Source organism: Pseudacidovorax sp. DMC4, assembly GCF_056314265.1.
Window position 1 is genome coordinate 64,198 of sequence record NZ_JBQUYR010000009.1, and the last position, 17,424, is coordinate 81,621.

Here is a 17,424-nt window from a genome sequence, read left to right on the forward strand (position 1 = left end):
CGCCGACCGCCCCGCGCCACCGCCGCCCAGCGCCTCCGACATCGAGCTGCGCCTGCTGATGGAGGCCATCTATCTGCGCTACAGCCACGACTTCCGCGACTACACCGGCGCCTCGCAGAAGCGCCGGGTGAACTATGCGCTGGAGCAGATGGGCTACCGCAGCATCTCCGCACTGCAGGAGCAGGTGCTGCGCGACGACCAGGTCTTCGGCCGGCTGCTGCAGTACCTCACCGTGCCGGTCAGCGAGATGTTCCGCGACCCGGACTACTTCCTCGCGCTGCGCCAGCAGGTGGTGCCGGTGCTGCACACCTATCCGTCGATCAAGGTCTGGGTGGCGGGCTGCAGCACGGGCGAAGAGGTCTATTCCCTGGCCATCCTGCTGCGCGAGGAGGGACTGCTGGAGCGGGCGCTGATCTACGCCACCGACATCAATCCGCAATCGCTGGAGAAGGCACGGCAGGGCATCTTCCCGGCCGACGCGGTGCGCGAGTACACGGCCAACTACCAGCGCGCCGGCGGTCGCAAGTCCTTTTCCGACTACTACACCGCGGCCTACGGCGGTGCGCGCTTCGACCCCGCGCTGCGGACCAACGTGATCTTTGCCGACCACAGCCTGGCCACCGACAGCGTGTTCGCCGAGACGCACCTCGTCTCCTGCCGCAACGTGCTGATCTACTTCAACCGCCGGCTGCAGGACCGGGCGCTGGGCCTGTTCCACGACTCGCTGTGCCACCGCGGCTTCCTGGGGCTGGGCGCGAAGGAGAGCGTGGATTTCTCGGCCTATGCCGAGCGGTTCGAGCCGGTGGCGCGGGCGGAACGCATCTTCCGCAAGGCGGCCTGATGTCGGCGATCCGCTCCCCCTACACCGCCGGTCACGCCGCGCCGCCGTCGGCGCCGGACGATGGCGACTTCGACCCCGGCCCGCTGCCGCAGGTGGATGCAGTGGTGGTCGGCGCCTCCGCCGGTGGCGTCGACGCCCTGCTGCGCCTGACGGCGGCCCTGCCCACGCCGTGGCACCTGCCGCTGATCGCGGTGCTCCACCTGCCGCAGGACCGGGAGAGCCGCCTGGCGGACATCTTCTCGCACCGGTTGCCGATCCCGGCCTGCGAGGCGCGCGACAAGGCCGCCGTCGAGGCGGCCACGCTGCACTTTGCACCGCCGGGCTACCACCTCTTCATCGAGGCGGACCGCCACTTCTCGCTGAGCTGCGAGCCGCCGGTGCACTTTTCGCGGCCCTCCATCGACCTGCTGATGAGTTCCGCCGCCGACGCCTACGGGCCCCGCCTGGCCGGCCTGCTGCTGACCGGCGCCAACGAGGACGGTGCGCAGGGGCTGGCCGATATCGCCGCCGCGGGCGGCCTCACTGCCGTACAGTCGCCGGGCGAAGCCATGGCGCCCCAGATGCCCCAGTCCGCCCTGGCCCTGCGCCAGCCCGATTACGTCCTGCCCCTGGCCCAACTGCGCCGGCTGCTGATCCTGCTCGACGCCCAGCACCATGCCCATTGACCCGTCCGAGATCGAAACCAAGCTCCTGATCGTCGACGACCTGGAAGAGAACCTGATCGCGCTCGAAGCGCTGATCCGCGACCCGGGTCGGCGCGTGTTCCAGGCGCGCTCGGGCGACGAGGCGCTGGCGCTGATGCTGGAGCACGAGTTCGCGCTGGCCGTGCTGGATGTGCAGATGCCCGGCATGAACGGCTTCGAGCTGGCCGAGCTGATGCGCGGCACCGAGCGCACGCGCACCATCCCGATCATCTTCGTCAGCGCCGCGGGCCGCGAGCTCAACTACGCTTTCCAGGGCTACGAAAGCGGCGCGGTCGACTTCCTGCACAAGCCGCTGGACGCGCACATGGTGCGCAGCAAGGTCAGCGTCTTCGTCGAGCTTTACCACAGCCGCATGGCGCTCCAGCGCGAGATGGACGCCCTGGCCACCCTCCACCGCGAGCAGCAGGCGCTGGTGGCCGAACTGCGCGAGGCGCGTGCCGACCTGGAGCGCGCCGTTCGCATGCGCGACGACTTCATGTCCATGGTCTCGCACGAGCTGCGCACGCCGCTCAACACGCTCTACCTGGAGACCCAGGTGCGCAAGATGCACCTGGCGCGGGGCCACATGTTCTTCTTCACGCCCGAGCGGCTGAAGGAAACGGCCGAGCGCGACCAGCGCCAGATCCAGGCCATGGTGCGGCTCATCGACGACCTGCTGGACGTCACCCGCATGCGCAATGGCCGGCTGTCGATGAGCCCGCAGGCCTTCGACCTGAGCGCCATGGCGGCGCGCGTGGTCGCCGCGCTGGCGCAGCAGGCAGAGGCCGCCGGGGCCGCCATCCATCTGGAGGCGCCCGAGCCACTCACCGGCGTCTGGGACGAGTTCCGACTGGAGCAGGTGCTGACCAACTTGCTGACCAACGCCCTGCGCTATGGCGGCGGCAAGCCGGTGGACGTACACGTCGGCTTGCGCGGCGAGGAGGCCGTGATGAGCGTGCGCGACCGCGGCATCGGCATCGCGCCGGAGGACCAGGCCCGCATCTTCCAGCAGTTCGAGCGCGCCGAATCGGGCCGCCGCGAGGTGGCCAGCGGCCTGGGGCTGGGCCTGTTCATCACCCAGCAGATCGTCCAGGGCCACGGCGGGCGCATCGAACTGGAGAGCACGCCGGGCGAAGGGTCCACTTTCCGCGTGGTGCTGCCCTTCGAGCCGCCCTCGGCCGAAGACGCCGCGTGAGAAAATCTCGCGTTTCCCCGAACACCCGCAAGAACAGGATCGCACCATGGACGCAGAACAGATCAACCTCATTGGCACCACCCTGGCCGACCTGAGCACCCGGACGGCCGACTTGCGGAGGTATCTTTGACTTCGATGCCAAAGCCGAACGCCTGAGGACGGTCAACGCCTCGCTGGAAGACCCGACGGTCTGGAACGACCCCAAGAAGGCCCAGGAACTGGGCAAGGAAAAGAAGGCGCTGGACGGCGTGGTGCTGGCCATCCAGCGCCTGGAGCGTGACCTGGCCGACAACACCGAGCTCTACGAGATGAGCAAGGAAGAAGGCGACGAGGCGGGCCTGAAGGCCATCGCCGACGACGCCGAGGAACTGCGCAAGGAGATCGAGCAGCTCGAGTTCCGCCGGATGTTCAACAACCCGGCCGACCCCAACAACTGCTTCGTCGACATCCAGGCCGGCGCAGGCGGTACCGAGGCGCAGGACTGGGCCAGCATGCTGCTGCGCCAGTACCTCAAGTACGCCGAACGCAAGGGCTTCAAGACCACGGTCGAGGACGAATCCCCCGGTGAAACCGCGGGCATCAAGAGCGCCACGATCAAGGTCGAGGGCGAATACGCCTTCGGCCTGCTGCGCACCGAGACCGGCGTCCACCGCCTGGTGCGCAAGTCGCCCTTCGACTCCTCGGGCGGCCGCCACACCAGCTTCGCCTCGCTCTTCGTCTATCCGGAGATCGACGACTCCATCGAGATCGAGATCAACCCCTCGGACGTGCGCGTGGACACCTACCGCGCCAGCGGCGCCGGTGGCCAGCACATCAACAAGACGGACTCGGCGGTGCGACTGACGCACATCCCGACCGGCATCGTGGTGCAGTGTCAGGACGGCCGCAGCCAGCACAGCAACCGCGACGTGGCCTGGAAGCGCCTGCGCTCGCGCCTGTACGACTTCGAGATGCGCAAGCGCATGGAAGAACAGCAGAAGCTGGAGGACAGCAAGACCGACGTCGGCTGGGGCCACCAGATCCGCAGCTACGTGCTGGACAACAGCCGCATCAAGGACCTGCGCACCGGCGTCGAGATCTCGGCCACGCAGAAGGTGCTTGACGGCGACCTCGATCCCTTCATCGAAGCCTCGCTGAAGCAGGGCGTCTGATGCCCGACCGCAGCCCGCGCCCCGAGGGCGCCGCCCTGCCCGTGCAGGCCCTGATCTTCGACATGGACGGCACCATGATCGACTCCATGCCCTGGCATGCGAAGTCGTGGGTGGCTTTCGCGCAGCGGCATGGCATCACGATGCCGGCGGAGGAGATCCTGCGCCGCACCACGGGCCGCACCGGCACCGAATGCATGCGCGAGGTCTTCGAGCGCGAGCTGCCGCCGGACGAATGCCTCGCGTTGGTGAACGAAAAGGAAGCGATCTACCGCGAACTCTTCGACGCGCCCTTTGCCGAGGTGGCGGGCTTCGCCGCCTTCGCGCGGCAAGCCGCCGCGCGCGGCCTGAAGGTTGCCGTCGGCACCGCGGGCGACCGGCACAACGTGGCCTTCGCCCTTGAACGCCTGAAGATGGACCCGCCGCCGCTGACCATCGTCGGCGGCGACGAGGGCCTGCGTGGCAAACCCGAGCCCGACATCTTTCTCGAAGCGGCCCGCCGCATCGACGCCGATCCCGCGCGCTGCATCGTGTTCGAGGACGCGCCCTTCGGCATCGAGGCCGCGCGCCGCGCCGGCATGTATGCGGTGGCCGTGTGCAGCACCCATGGCGCCGACGAACTCGCCGGTCCGCATGTGATCGCGGCCGTGCCCGACTACCACTCCCTCCTCCGCTCTCATTTTCTGGAGACGCTCGATGTTGCTCTCTCGTGACGCCCAATCGGCCCAGCCCGTCGCCATCCAGCGCGAGGACTATTCGCCGCCGGCCTACTGGATCGACACCGTCGACCTGTGTTTCGACCTCGACCCGGCCAAGACGCGCGTGCTCAACCGCATGAAGCTGCGGCGCAACCCGGACGTGGCGGCCCAGCCGCTGCGCCTGGACGGCGACGAGCTCAACCTGGCCCGCGTGCTGGTCAACGGCCAGGGCGCCGCCTTCCGCATGGAAGGCAGCCAGTTGGTGATGGACGGCCTGCCCGATGAGTTCGAGCTGGAGATCTTCACCACCTGCTGCCCGGCGAAGAACACCAAGCTGATGGGCCTGTTCGTCAGCCAGAACACCTTCTTCACCCAGTGCGAGGCCGAGGGCTTCCGCCGCATCACCTACTTCCTGGACCGTCCGGACGTGATGGCCAGCTACACCGTCACGCTGCGCGCCGACAAGACGGCCTACCCGGTGTTGCTGTCCAACGGCAACCTGGTCGAACAGGGCGAGCTCCCGGAAGGCCGCCATTTCGCCAAGTGGGTCGACCCCTTCAAGAAGCCCGCCTACCTGTTCGCCCTGGTGGCGGGCAAGCTGGTGGCGCGCGAGCAGCGCATCAAGGCGCGCAACGGCCGCGAGCACCTGCTGCAGGTCTACGTGCGCGCCGGCGACCTGGACAAGACCGAGCATGCGATGAACTCGCTGATCCACTCGGTGCTGTGGGATGAGGCCCGCTTCGGCCTGCCGCTGGACCTGGACCGCTTCATGATCGTCGCCACCAGCGACTTCAACATGGGCGCGATGGAGAACAAGGGCCTGAACATCTTCAACACGAAGTACGTCCTCGCCAGCCAAGCCACCGCGACGGATGCCGACTACGCCAACATCGAGAGCGTGGTGGGCCACGAGTACTTCCACAACTGGAGCGGCGACCGCGTCACCTGCCGCGACTGGTTCCAGCTCTCGCTCAAGGAGGGCCTGACGGTCTTCCGCGACCAGGAGTTCAGCATGGACCTGTGCGCCGAACCGTCCGCGCGCGCGGTCAAGCGCATCGAGGACGTGCGGGTGCTGCGCACCGCCCAGTTCCCCGAGGACGCGGGCCCGATGGCCCATCCGGTGCGGCCCGACAGCTACATCGAGATCAGCAACTTCTACACCGTCACCATCTACGAGAAGGGCGCCGAAGTCGTCCGCATGATGCAGACGCTGGTGGGCCGCGACGGCTTCGCCCGCGGCATGACGCTGTACTTCGAACGCCACGACGGCCAGGCCGTGACCTGCGACGACTTCGCCCAGGCCATCGCCGATGCCAACCCCGACAGCGAGCTGGCCCGCCGCCTGCCGCAGTTCAAGCGCTGGTACAGCCAGGCCGGTACGCCACGTCTGGCCGCCACGGGGCACTACGACGCCGAGGCCCGCACGTACACGCTGGCCTTCACGCAGAGCTGCCCACCGACGCCGGGTCAACCGGTGAAGGAGCCGTTCGTCATTCCGGTGGCCGTGGGGCTGCTGGGTGCGGATGGCCGCGCGCTCCCGTTGCAGCTGGAAGGCGAGCCGCAGCCCGCCGGCGAATCGCTCACGCTGGTGCTGCACGAAGCCGAGCAGCGCTTCACCTTCACCGGCCTGGACGAGGCGCCGGTGCCCTCCATCCTGCGCGGCTTCAGCGCGCCGGTGGTGCTGCAGTTCGACTACACGCGCGAACAGCTGCTGGCCCTGCTGGCGCACGACAGCGACCCCTTCAACCGCTGGGAGGCCGGACAGCGCCTGGCGCTCGGTGCCGCGCTCGCTGCCATCGGCGATGACAGCCGCCAGCCCGACGCACCGGTGCTGGACGAGGCCTTCGTCGGCGCCATGCGCGAGGTGCTGCGCAATGGAACGCTGGATGCCGCCTTCAAGGAACTGGTGCTGACGCTGCCCTCGGAGGTCTACATCTCCGAGCAGCTGGACGTGGTCGATCCGCAGCGCGTGCACCGCGTGCGCGAGGCCATGCGCATCCAGCTGGCGACGGCTCTGTACGCCGAATGGCAGCAGGCCTACGAGGACAACAAGGACACCGGCGCGTACCGGCCCGAGCCGGTCTCGGCCGGCCGCCGTGCGCTGGCCGGCATGGCGCTGGCGCACCTGTGCATCGCCGCACGCGAGTCGGGCGACGCCGTCTGGCCCGGCAAGACGCTGCAGCGCTTCAAGGACGCTTCGAACATGACCGACCGCTTCAACGCGCTGACGGCGCTGGTCGTGTCGGGCCACCCGCTGGCGGCGCAGGCGCTTGCGCGCTTCCATGCGATGTTCAAGGACGAGGCCCTGGTCATCGACAAGTGGTTCAGCCTGCAGGCCGGCGCGCCCGACCGCGGCGGCGACGTGCTGCCGCTGGTCAAGCAGCTGACGCGCCATCCGGACTTCTCCCTCAAGAACCCGAACCGCGCCCGCAGCGTGATCTTCAGCTACTGCAGCGCCAACCCCGGCGCCTTCCATCGCCTGGACGCCGCCGGCTACGTGTGGTGGAGCGATCGGGTGATCGAGCTCGACGAGATCAACCCGCAGGTCGCCGCCCGGCTGGCGCGCGCGCTGGACCGCTGGAACAAGCTGGCCGAGCCCTACCGGGGCGCCGCACGCGAGGCCATCGCCCGCGTGGCGGCCCGCCCGGGCCTGAGCAAGGACACGCTCGAGGTCGTCAGCCGCGCCCTCGCCCCCTGATTTTTGAAACCCTCCCAGGAGTCCCCATGGCCTCTCAGAACATTTCACTCACCCGCTACCTCGTCGAGCAGCAACGCGTCGACGGCCTCATCCCTGGCCAGCTGCGCCTGCTGCTGGAGGTGGTGGCCCGCGCCTGCAAGCGCATCAGCCTCTCGGTCAACAAGGGCGCCCTGGGTGGCGTGCTGGGCACCGCCGGCAGCGAGAACGTGCAGGGCGAGGTGCAGAAGAAGCTGGACATCATCGCCAACGAGGTGCTGATCGAGGCCAACGAATGGGGCGGCCACCTCGCCGCCATGGCCAGCGAGGAGATGGACAGCATCTACGTGGTGCCCAACCGCTATCCGCAAGGCGAATACCTGCTGATGTTCGACCCGCTCGACGGCTCCAGCAACATCGACGTCAACGTCAGCATCGGCACCATCTTCAGCGTGCTCAAGAAGCCGGACGATCACCCGGGCGTGCAGGAAGGCGATTTCCTGCAGGCGGGCTGCAAGCAGGTGGCCGCCGGCTACTGCCTCTATGGCCCGCAGACGGTGCTGGTGCTCACCGTGGGCGATGGCGTGGCCATGTTCACGCTCGACCGCGAGCAGGGCAGCTTCATCCTCACGCAGGACAAGATGGAGATCCCGGCCGACACCAAGGAATTCGCGATCAACATGAGCAACATGCGCCACTGGGACGCTCCGGTGAAGCGCTACATCGACGAATGCCTGGCCGGCAAGGACGGCCCGCGCGGCAAGGACTTCAACATGCGCTGGATCGCCAGCATGGTGACCGACGTGCACCGCATCCTCACGCGCGGCGGCGTGTTCATGTACCCCTGGGACAAGCGTGAACCCGAGAAGCCGGGCAAGCTGCGCCTGATGTACGAGGCCAACCCGATGGCCTGGCTGGTGGAGCAGGCGGGCGGTGCGGCCACCAACGGCCGCGAGCGCATCCTCGACATCCAGCCCCAGAAGCTGCACGAACGCGTGTCGGTGATCCTCGGCTCCAGGAACGAGGTCGAGCGCGCGACGAAGTACCATTTGGAGGCGTGAGCTTTTTCGCGCTATACTCCTGGGCTGCTTACGAAGGCGCTCACCACAGTGCCTTCTTGCCCTAGAATAAGTTTTTCGCCGGCGTAGCTCAGTTGGTAGAGCAACGCACTCGTAACGCGTAGGTCACCAGTTCGATTCCGGTCGCCGGCACCATCTCCAAAGCCCGCAAGCTGACGCTTGCGGGCTTTTTTGTTGGCCCCTCGCGCGCAGGCCGCAGCACCCCCGGTCCGCGGCAAGCGCAGCCCGCGCGTTGTAGGACCCTGTAAGCTCTTCCCCTCCCCAGACTCTCCACATGCCTACGCAGACCGACTGGCTCGGCATCCTTGCGCCCCTGCAATCGGCCGCGGGCGTGTGGCTGGCCGCTGCCGCCGCCGTGCTGTGCGGCTGGCAAGTGCTGCAGGCCGGCCTTCAGGCCGGGACGTCCGCCGATCGCAGCGCGGCCGCGCTGCTGGCCACGCTGCTGTGGACGATGGCCCTGGCGCTTTCCATCCACGCCGGCCTTGGCTTCGGCCTGCACGGCACCGGGGCGGACGAGGTCGCCTGGGGCTGGCCCTTGCTGCCCGGGGCAGCCGCCGCGGCGGCGCTGGCCGCCAGTTGGAGCGGGGCCACACGCTGGCGGGCCGGGGCTGCCGGCCTGGCAGGCTTGGCGGGCACGGCGCTTTTCATCGGCCGCACCGCGACGCCACTGGGCTTCATGAGCGTGCTTCTGGCCGCCGCCGCGCTGATCATGCTGCTGGCCTATGCGCTGCTGCGAGCACCGCGCTCGCCGGCGGCCACGATGCGCTGGCAGCCCGGGCTCTGGGCCCTGGCAGCGCCGCTGGTCGTCGCCGTCGTGGCCGCTGTGGGCGCCCTGCCGGGACCAATCGCGGCGCCGGCGCTGCCCCACTGGAACGAACTGCCGTGGCCGCAGCAATGGTTCGGCCTGTGCGCCCTGACTCTTCTGTACATCGGTGTGTGTGGCATCCGGCGGACGCAGGCACAGGCGGCGACGCTCGACGCCTTGCAGCAACGCTTCGACCTCGCGCCGGACGGCCTGCTCGTGCTCGACGCCGAGCACCGGATCACGGCCGCCAATGCCGCGGCACTGCGGCTGCTGGCGCTGCGCCCGGAAGAGGCCACCGGCAAGACACTCCCGACCCTGCTCGACGCGGCAGACACCGACCTCGGGGAATGGCTCAGGGATCCGGCCAGCAGCCCGGCCGGGCCCGGCGAACGCCGCGCGCTGCGCCCGCTGGCCGGCGGCGGCGCGCTGGCGCTGCGCCTCGCGCGCGCGGGCCTGGGCGTCGACCGCCAGGGTCGCGACGCCGCCTGCATCGTCACCCTGGCAGACATCAGCGCGCAGCATGCCGAGGAAGAAGCGATCCGCCAGCGCGAGCGCCGCTACCGCGGGCTGATCGACAACATCCCGGGCGTGTCCTTCAGCACCCTGCTCGACGAGCCCCACACGACGCTCTTCGCCAGCCCCAGCGTGGACGCGCTGACGGGCTGGCCCGCCTCCGACTTCACCTCGGGGCGGCGCACCCTGGCGCACCTCATCCATCCCTCCGACCGGCAGCGCATCCAGCAGGCCCTGATCCTGGCGGCCGGCCTGCCCGAGGGCGGGCCGGTGACGGCGGAGTTCCGGCTGCTGCACCGCAGCGAGTCCGAACGCTGGGTCTGGTTCACCGGCCAGGTGACCCATCCGCGCGAGGGTGGCCCGCCGCGCCTGGATGGCGTGCTGCTCGACATCACGGAAACCCGCCGCCACCACTGGATGCAGGGCGGCACCGCCGAGGCGGTGCAGCGGGTGATGGGGGTCGCGGTGTTTGCCATGGACGGCCGCATCGAGTGGGCCAACGACCGCATGCTCGGCTGGATGGGCTACACGCTCGAGGAGTTCACCGCCCGCCACCACCACGACCTCGTGGATGCCGCCGCCGGCCGCCAGACCGCCTTCGATGCCCTGTGGCAGCGCCTGCGCCGCGGCGAATTCGAGGTGGGCGAATACCGCCGCGTGACCCGGCAGGGCCAGGAGTTCTGGCTCCAGGGCTCGTACAACCCCATCTTCGACGCCGACGGCATCGTGGTGCGCGTGGTGCTCCTGGCGCAGGACATCAACCCCCGCCGCCAGATGGAAGGCGCCCTGCGCGAAGCCAAGGCCCGCGCCGAGCAGGCCGCCGCGGCGCGCACCATGTTCCTGGCCAACATGAGCCACGAGATCCGCACACCGATGAACGCCATCCTCGGCTTCACCGAACTGCTGCTCGAAGGCCCATTGGCGGTGGAGCAACGGCGCCACCTGCAGACCGTGCGCCAGTCGGCCCAGAGCCTGCTCGGCCTGCTCAACGGCATCCTGGACACCGCCAAGCTCGACCGCGGCGCGCTGGAACTGGAACTCGCCGACTTCTCCCTCCGGGAATTGTTGGAGCAGACCGCCACCTCGCTGCGACTGGAGGCCGAGCGCAAGGGCCTGGCGCTGCAGGTGCTGTGGGACGACGCGCTGGACATGCATTTCCGCGCCGATGCCGTGCGCATCCGCCAGGTGCTGACCAACCTTCTGGGCAATGCCATCAAGTTCACCGAGCGCGGCGAGGTGCGGCTTGCGGCGCGCCGCGCGGGCGATCTGGTCGAGTTGTCGGTGCAGGACACGGGCATCGGCATCCCCGCGGACCGGCTGGCCGCCATCTTCGACCCCTTCGCGCAGGCCGATGCCTCCACCAGCCGGCGCTTCGGCGGGACGGGCCTGGGCACCACCATCGCCCGCCAGCTCACCGAGCTGATGGGCGGGCGCATCGAGGTCCAGAGCACGCCGGGCCAGGGCAGCGTCTTCCGGGTGCTGCTGCCGCTGAAGACCGCGCTGGCACCGGCTCCCCTGCCGCGCCTGCCGGAGCCGCCCGTCGAGCCGCCGCCGCTGTCCGTGCTGGCCGTGGACGATGTGCCCGAGAACCGCGACCTGGTGCGCCTGGCGCTCGGGCAGCGCGGCCATCAGGTGAGCACCGCGGCCGACGCGCCGAAGGCGCTGGACCTGCTGATGAAGCACCGCTTCCACGTGGTGCTGCTGGACGTCCACATGCCCGGCATCGACGGCCTGGAGGCCGCCCGGCGCATCCGCGCCTACGAGGCCTCGCGCAGCCTGCCGCCCACCCCGCTGATCGCGCTGAGTGCGAGCGTCTTGCCCGCCGACCGGCAGGCCGCGCGCACGGCCGGCATGGAAGGCTTCGTGCCCAAGCCCTTCGAGGCCGCCCAGCTCCTGGCGGAGATGGCGCGCGTCACCGGCCTGCAGCGCGGCGGCGACCTCGCCCTGCCGATGCCAGCGGCGGCGCCCGCCGGCACGATGCTGCCGGCGGGCGTCGACTGGGCCCGCGGCATCCGCAACTGGACCCATGAAGCCGCGCTGCGCCGGGCCCTGGACAAGATGCTGGCGCAGCATGGCGGGGCCGCTGCCGCCATCGCCGAACAGGTCGAGCGCGGCCAGTTGGACGAAGCGCGCCAGATCGCCCATCGCCTGCGCGGCCTGGCCGGCAACCTGGCCTGCGACGAGCTCTTCGCCGCCGCGACGAACGTCGAGCTGGCCCTGGCGCAAGGCGAGCCGGACGCCGCGCGGCAGGGCATCCCGGCACTCAGCGCCGCGTTCGACGCCGTGCAGGCTGCGCTCGACAGCCGGCCCTTGCCGCCCTCCACGCCGGACGGCGAACGCGTGATGCTGGACGGCGCGCGGCTGCGCACGGCGCTGGCGGAACTGCTGCGGGCGATACACCGCAACGAGATGGCCGGCGACGAGGACTGGCCCGACGTCGCCGCCACGCTGGCGTTCATGGGCGAGGGCCCGACCGCCGATGCGCTGCGGCAGGCGCTGGACGGCTTCGAGTTCGGCGCCGCGGCCCGGCTCCTAGAATCGCTGATCGACCGGCTGCCCCCCGACGCGGCCCTGGCAGGCGAGAAGGCTTCCCATCCATGACCGACCTCTCCGCGATCCAGCGGCCCACCGTCCTCGTCGTCGACGACGAACCCCTGAACCTGCAGGTGGTGCGCAGCATGCTGCACACGGACTACCGCCTGGTCTTCGCCAAGGACGGGCGAAGCGCGCTCGCGCTGGCCTCGGCCGCGGCGCCCGATCTGGTGCTGCTGGACGTGATGATGCCGGGCATGACCGGCTACGAGGTCTGCCGCGAGCTCAAGAGCCAAGAACTCACCCGCTACGTGCCGGTGATCTTCGCCACCGCGCTGGCCGACGAGGCCAACGAGGAGCTGGGCCTGGCCTGCGGCGCCGTCGACTACGTCGCCAAGCCGCTCAACGCCGGCATCCTGCGCGCCCGCATCCGCACCCACCTGTCGCTGGTGCGCATGGAGGAACTGCAGGCCACCCGGCTGCAGGCCATCCGCTGCCTGGGTGCCGCCGCGGAGTACAAGGACAACGAGACGGGCATGCACGTGGTGCGCATGAGCCACTACGCGCACCTGCTGGCGCTGGCCTCGGGCTACGGGCCCGCCGAAGCCGACGACCTGCTGCATGCCGCGCCCATGCACGACATCGGCAAGATCGGCATCCCGGATGCCATCCTGCAGAAGCCCGGTTCCCTCACCCCCGACGAGCGGACCGTGATGATGGCGCATCCGGTCATCGGCGCCGACATCCTCGGCAACCATCCCTCGCGGCTCTTCCAACTGGCCCGCACCATCGCCCTGACCCACCACGAGAAGTGGGATGGCAGCGGCTACCCACACGGGCTGGCGGGCGCGGACATCCCGCTCGTGGGCCGCATCGTGGCGCTCGCCGACGTCTTCGACGCCTTGACCAGCGTGCGCCCGTACAAGCCGGCCTGGCCCGTGGAAGAAGCCATGGCCTGGATCCAGAGCCAGAGTGGCAGCCACTTCGATCCCACCCTCGTGGAGCTGCTGCAGCAGAACCTGCCGCGCGTGCTGGAGATCAAGGCCCAGTTCGGCGACGACGCGGCCGACATCGTGGTGCTCGACTCGGAAGACCACTGACGGTGGCCCTGGCTGCAGCCCTGCTGCTGTGCCTCGTCACCGCAGTGAGCGACGGCGACACCCTCCACGCCGACTGCGACGGTGGCGAGGCGCTGACGGTGCGCGTGCATGCCATCGACGCCCCCGAATCAGGGCAGCCCCAGGGCCGCAACGCGCGGCGCCTGTTGGCGCGGCTGGCGCTGCACCGCGAGGTCGAGCTGCGCTGCGTGGACCGCGACCGCTATGGCCGGGCCGTCTGCGCCGTGCAGGTGCCGCCGCCCGAAGATCCGGATGCAGCGCCCAGCCTGGATGCCGGAGAAGCCATGCTGGAGGCGGGCTTGGCCTGGTGGTACCGCCAGTACGCCGAGGCGCAGACGGCCGCCGCCCAACGCCGCTATGCCGCCGCCGAAGCGCGGGCACGCCGGGCGCGTGTCGGCCTGTGGAAGGCGGCGAACCCGACGCCGCCCTGGCAATGGCGCCGCGAGCAACGCGAACGCGAACTCGACACGGATCGCGCAGAACAGGCACATTGAACGCACAGGCGACGCGGGCCGCGCGCCCGGTCGGGCATCGATCCTGCGAAGCAGCCGGTGGCCTCGTCGGCCGACCGGAACCGGGGCGCCGGACTCAGCGGGCGTCCGCCGGGACCAGCGGACGCGCCTGCACGCGGTCGATGCGGCGGCCTTCCAGCGCGAGCACCTCGAAGCCCCAGCCCGCGCATTCGATCTGCTCGCCCACCGCCGGCAGGTGGCCCGACACGGACATCAGCAACCCGGCCACGGTGTTGTAGCGGCCGCGCTCCTCGTCCGGCAACTCGCGGATGGCCAGCCGCGCCCGCAGTTCCGACACGGGCATCAGGCCGTCGAGCGCCCAACTGCCGTCGGGCTGCGGCATGGCCCAGGCGTCCGCCGGCACGTGGGGGTGCAGCTCGCCAGTGATGGCCTCCAGCAGGTCGCGGGGCGTGAGCAGGCCCTGCACCACGCCATATTCATCCACCACCATCACCATGCGGCCCGCCTGTGCCCGGAACTGCTCCAGCAACTCCAGGCCGGTCAGCGTCTCAGGCACGAAGGACGCCGGCTGCGCCAGCGTGCCCAGCGCCCCCTCGTGCGCCGGCCCCAGCTTGAGCAACTGCGCCACGCTCACCACGCCCACCACGTCGTCCAGCGAGTTGCGGCAGACGGGATACCAGGAATGCATCAGGTTGATGGCGCCGGCCGCGGCCACCTTCTGCAGGGCCTCGGCCACCGTCAGGTTGGCGGGCATCCACTCGATGTCGCTGCGCGGCACCATCAGCGAGGACAGTCGGCGGTCGTCCAGATGGAACACGTTGCGCACCATCTGGTGCTCGTGGCGCTCGATGACGCCGGACTCCACACCCTCCTCCAGGCTGGCGGATATCTCTTCCTCGGTCACCGCGCGCGCGCCCGTGGCATCGATGCGCAGCAGCCGCAGCGTGGCCGCCGTGGTGCCGGAGAGCAGGTAGACGAAGGGCTTGGTGCCCTTGGCCAGCGCGCGCATCGGGCGCGACACCCAGCGCGCCACCGGCTCGGGATAGAGCTGGCCGATGCGCTTGGGCACCAGCTCGCCGAAGATGATGGTGAAGAAGGTGATGCAGGTCACCACCAGCGCGGTGGACAGGATGCTGGCCGGCCCCTCGCCCAGGCCCCATTCCTGCATCCGGATGGCCAACGGCCCGGCAAAGGCCGATTCGCCCACGATGCCGCTGAGCATGCCGATGGACGTGATGCCGATCTGCACGGTGGACAGGAACTGCGTCGGCATGTCCATCAGCTTGAGCGCCGCCGCGGCCCCCGGGTCGCCCGTCTCCGCCAATGCCGCCAAGCGGGCGCGGCGGGAGGTGGCCAGAGCCATTTCGGACATCGCGAACAACGCATTGCACGTCGTCAGCAAGGCCAACAGAAGGATATCCATCGAGGGGTCAAGGGGAGAATGAGGGCATGGCACTCTATCTCATCGGTGATGTGCAGGGCTGCGACGAGGCGCTGGGCCGCCTGCTCGACACCCTGGACTTCTCGCCCAGCCGCGACCGGCTGGTGCTGCTCGGCGACCTGATCAACCGGGGGCCTGACTCGCTGGCTGTGCTGCGCCGGGTGCGGGCGCTGGGCGATTCGGCCCGCAGCCTGCTGGGCAACCACGACCTTCACCTGCTCGGCGTGGCGCAGGGCGTGCGCAAGCCCGGAAGGCGCGACACGCTCGCACCCATCCTGGACGCACCCGACCGGGAGCCTTTGCTGGACTGGCTGCGCCACCGCGCGATGGCGCTGCACGAGCGCATCGGCGGGCGCGACCTGCTCATGGTGCACGCGGGCGTGCTGCCCGCCTGGACGGTGGAAGACACGATGGCACGCGCCCGCGAACTCGAAGCCGTATTGCGCAGCCCGAACCTGGGCAATTTCCTGCAGGAGATGTACGGCAACGAGCCCGCCGCCTGGTCCGACGATCTTGCGGGCAGCGCGCGCCTGCGGGTGATCGTCAACACACTCACCCGCCTGCGCTTCTGCAGCGCCCACGGGGTGATGGAGTTCGAGGCCAAGGACAGCGCCGCGGAGGCCCCGGCGGGCTACATGCCTTGGTTCGACGTGCCCGGTCGGCGCACTGCCGAGGCAGTGGTCGCCTTCGGCCACTGGTCCACGCTGGGCTGGCTGTCGCGGCCGGATCTGCTGTCGACCGACACCGGCTGCGTCTGGGGCGGCTGCCTCACGGCCGTGCGCATCGGCGCCACGCTGGACGAGCGGGAGCGCATCGACGTGCGCTGCACCCAGGCGCAGGCGCCGGGCTGAGCGCGCGCCCTCACGCAGCGGCAGCGGCGGCTCAGGCCGTGCCGAGCACCTTGTCCAGGCCGGCCTTCAGGTGGCCCACGCTGCGGTCCACGTTGCGCCACTTCTCCAGGCCAAACAGCCCGATGCGGAAGGTCATGAAGTCCGGCCCCTCGCCGCACTGCAGCGGCACGCCGGAGGCGGTCTGCAGGCCGGCCTCGATGAACTTCTTGGCGCTCTGGATGCCGGGGTCGGTGGTGTAGCTCACCACCACGCCCGGCGCCTTGAAGCCTTCGGCCGCCACGCTGGGCAGGCCGCGCGATTCGAGCAGCGCGCGCACCTTGTCGCCCAGTTCGAACTGCGCCTGGCGCGCCGCCTCGAAGCCCCAGTCGCGGGTTTCCTTCATCACGTCGCGCAGCAGCACCAGCGCGTCGGTGGGCATGGTGGTGTGATACGCATGCTGGCCGCGCTCGTAGCCCTCGGCGATCTGCATCCACTTCTTGAGGTCGCAGGAGAAGCTGCTGCTGGTGGTGCCCTCGATGGCCTCGCGCGCGCGTTCGCCCAGCATCACCATCGCGCAGCAGGGCGAGCCGCTCCAGCCCTTTTGGGGCGCACTGATCAGCACGTCCACGCCGGTGGCCTGCATGTCCACCCACACGGCGCCGGAGGCCACGCAGTCCAGCACGAACAGGGCGCCCACCTCGCGGGCAGCGGCGCTCACGGTGCGCAGGTAATCGTCGGGCAGCAGGATGCCGCTGGCCGTTTCCACATGCGGCGCGAAGATGACCTTGGGCTTCTCGGCACGGATGGTGGCGGCGATCTCCTCCGCAGGGCATGGCGCCCAGGGCGCCTGGGAACCCTCGCCCTGCTGGCGGGCCTGGCAGACGATGGCGCCGCCACCCAAGGAAGCGCCGGGCCGCCCCAAGCTTCCTTGTCCCCCTTGGGGGGCGGGCTGGGCATCGCCCGGCCCTGGGGGCAAACCGAATCCACCGGCGTCGAAGATCTGGCTCCAGCGGTAGCTGAACCAGCCGTTGCGGATGATCAGCACCTTCTCGCGATTGGCGAACTGGCGCGCGACGGCTTCCATGCCGAAGGTGCCACTGCCCGGCACCAGCACCGCGGTGCGCGCGTGATAGACCTCCTTCAGCGTCGCCAGGATGTCCTGCATCACGCCGGTGAAGCGCTTGGACATGTGGTTGAGGGCGCGGTCGGTGTAGACGACCGAGAACTCGAGCAGGCCGTCGGGATCGACGTGGGGCAACAGGCCGGGCATGGGAGTCTCCTTTTTGTGGATGCAGGGTACCGGCCAGCGACCGGCAGAAAGACAAAGGCTGGCACGCGTGCCAGCCCTGGGGACCATCGCAGCGGCCCGACCCGCGAGGCCGGTCGCGCAGCGG

The 17,424-nt window shown here is 69.9% G+C and carries 13 protein-coding genes and 1 tRNA gene; 12 read left to right on the plus strand and 2 right to left on the minus strand.

Annotated features, from left to right (window positions below):
- Positions 1–58: 58 nt before the first annotated feature.
- The 11 genes from ACT54X_RS17740 (at position 59) to ACT54X_RS17790 (ending at position 13,780) form a co-directional block, all read left to right on the plus strand.
- Positions 59–841 (plus strand): CheR family methyltransferase, encoded by a 783-nt coding sequence (locus tag ACT54X_RS17740; RefSeq protein WP_294372913.1) that lies wholly within the window; start codon positions 59–61, stop codon positions 839–841.
- Entirely contained in the window at positions 841–1,506 is a 666-nt protein-coding gene (locus tag ACT54X_RS17745) for a chemotaxis protein CheB (protein WP_294372473.1), read from the plus strand. Before ACT54X_RS17740 ends, ACT54X_RS17745 begins: the two co-directional genes overlap by 1 nt.
- A complete protein-coding gene (locus tag ACT54X_RS17750) occupies positions 1,496–2,719 on the plus strand; it encodes a hybrid sensor histidine kinase/response regulator (protein WP_294372476.1) in 1,224 nt (407 codons plus the stop codon). The genes ACT54X_RS17745 and ACT54X_RS17750 overlap by 11 nt, the downstream gene beginning before the upstream one ends.
- A 46-nt stretch (positions 2,720–2,765) precedes the next feature.
- Positions 2,766–3,870 (plus strand): peptide chain release factor 2 gene (prfB, locus tag ACT54X_RS17755; protein ID WP_143476316.1). Its coding sequence is split into 2 segments (ribosomal slippage): positions 2,766–2,846 and positions 2,848–3,870, totalling 1,104 coding nucleotides; the frame shifts between segments, so codons are not numbered across the junction.
- Positions 3,870–4,580, plus strand: coding sequence for an HAD family hydrolase (locus ACT54X_RS17760; RefSeq protein ID WP_294372494.1), 711 nt, complete (start codon positions 3,870–3,872; stop codon positions 4,578–4,580). Before prfB ends, ACT54X_RS17760 begins: the two co-directional genes overlap by 1 nt.
- Positions 4,564–7,263 (plus strand): aminopeptidase N, encoded by a 2,700-nt coding sequence (pepN, locus tag ACT54X_RS17765; protein ID WP_294372498.1) that lies wholly within the window; start codon positions 4,564–4,566, stop codon positions 7,261–7,263. Before ACT54X_RS17760 ends, pepN begins: the two co-directional genes overlap by 17 nt.
- Before the next feature lie 26 nt (positions 7,264–7,289).
- Complete coding sequence (locus tag ACT54X_RS17770; RefSeq protein WP_294372501.1) at positions 7,290–8,300, plus strand: class 1 fructose-bisphosphatase; 1,011 nt, start codon at positions 7,290–7,292, stop codon at positions 8,298–8,300.
- A gap of 77 nt (positions 8,301–8,377) precedes the next feature.
- Positions 8,378–8,453: transfer RNA gene (locus ACT54X_RS17775), tRNA-Thr, on the plus strand.
- Positions 8,454–8,592: 139 nt separating this feature from the next.
- Entirely contained in the window at positions 8,593–12,237 is a 3,645-nt protein-coding gene (locus tag ACT54X_RS17780; protein ID WP_294372504.1) for a hybrid sensor histidine kinase/response regulator, read from the plus strand.
- Positions 12,234–13,268 (plus strand): HD-GYP domain-containing protein, encoded by a 1,035-nt coding sequence (locus ACT54X_RS17785; RefSeq protein ID WP_294372506.1) that lies wholly within the window; start codon positions 12,234–12,236, stop codon positions 13,266–13,268. Before ACT54X_RS17780 ends, ACT54X_RS17785 begins: the two co-directional genes overlap by 4 nt.
- A gap of 2 nt (positions 13,269–13,270) precedes the next feature.
- On the plus strand, positions 13,271–13,780 hold the full coding sequence (locus ACT54X_RS17790) for a thermonuclease family protein (protein ID WP_294372509.1): 510 nt from the start codon (positions 13,271–13,273) through the stop codon (positions 13,778–13,780).
- Positions 13,781–13,874: 94 nt separating this feature from the next.
- On the opposite strand, the gene ACT54X_RS17795 is transcribed toward ACT54X_RS17790, so the two are convergent.
- The gene (locus ACT54X_RS17795; RefSeq protein ID WP_294372512.1) at positions 13,875–15,182 is read right to left on the minus strand and encodes a hemolysin family protein; all 1,308 of its coding nucleotides are present in this window, start codon (positions 15,180–15,182) and stop codon (positions 13,875–13,877) included.
- Positions 15,183–15,208: 26 nt separating this feature from the next.
- Between ACT54X_RS17795 and ACT54X_RS17800 the strand changes: the two genes are divergently transcribed.
- The gene (locus ACT54X_RS17800; RefSeq protein ID WP_294372516.1) at positions 15,209–16,051 is read left to right on the plus strand and encodes a symmetrical bis(5'-nucleosyl)-tetraphosphatase; all 843 of its coding nucleotides are present in this window, start codon (positions 15,209–15,211) and stop codon (positions 16,049–16,051) included.
- Positions 16,052–16,082: 31 nt separating this feature from the next.
- On the opposite strand, the gene ACT54X_RS17805 is transcribed toward ACT54X_RS17800, so the two are convergent.
- Positions 16,083–17,300: an aminotransferase class V-fold PLP-dependent enzyme gene (locus ACT54X_RS17805; protein ID WP_354321795.1), complete on the minus strand. Its 1,218-nt coding sequence runs from the start codon at positions 17,298–17,300 to the stop codon at positions 16,083–16,085.
- Between the last annotated feature and the right edge of the window lie 124 nt (positions 17,301–17,424).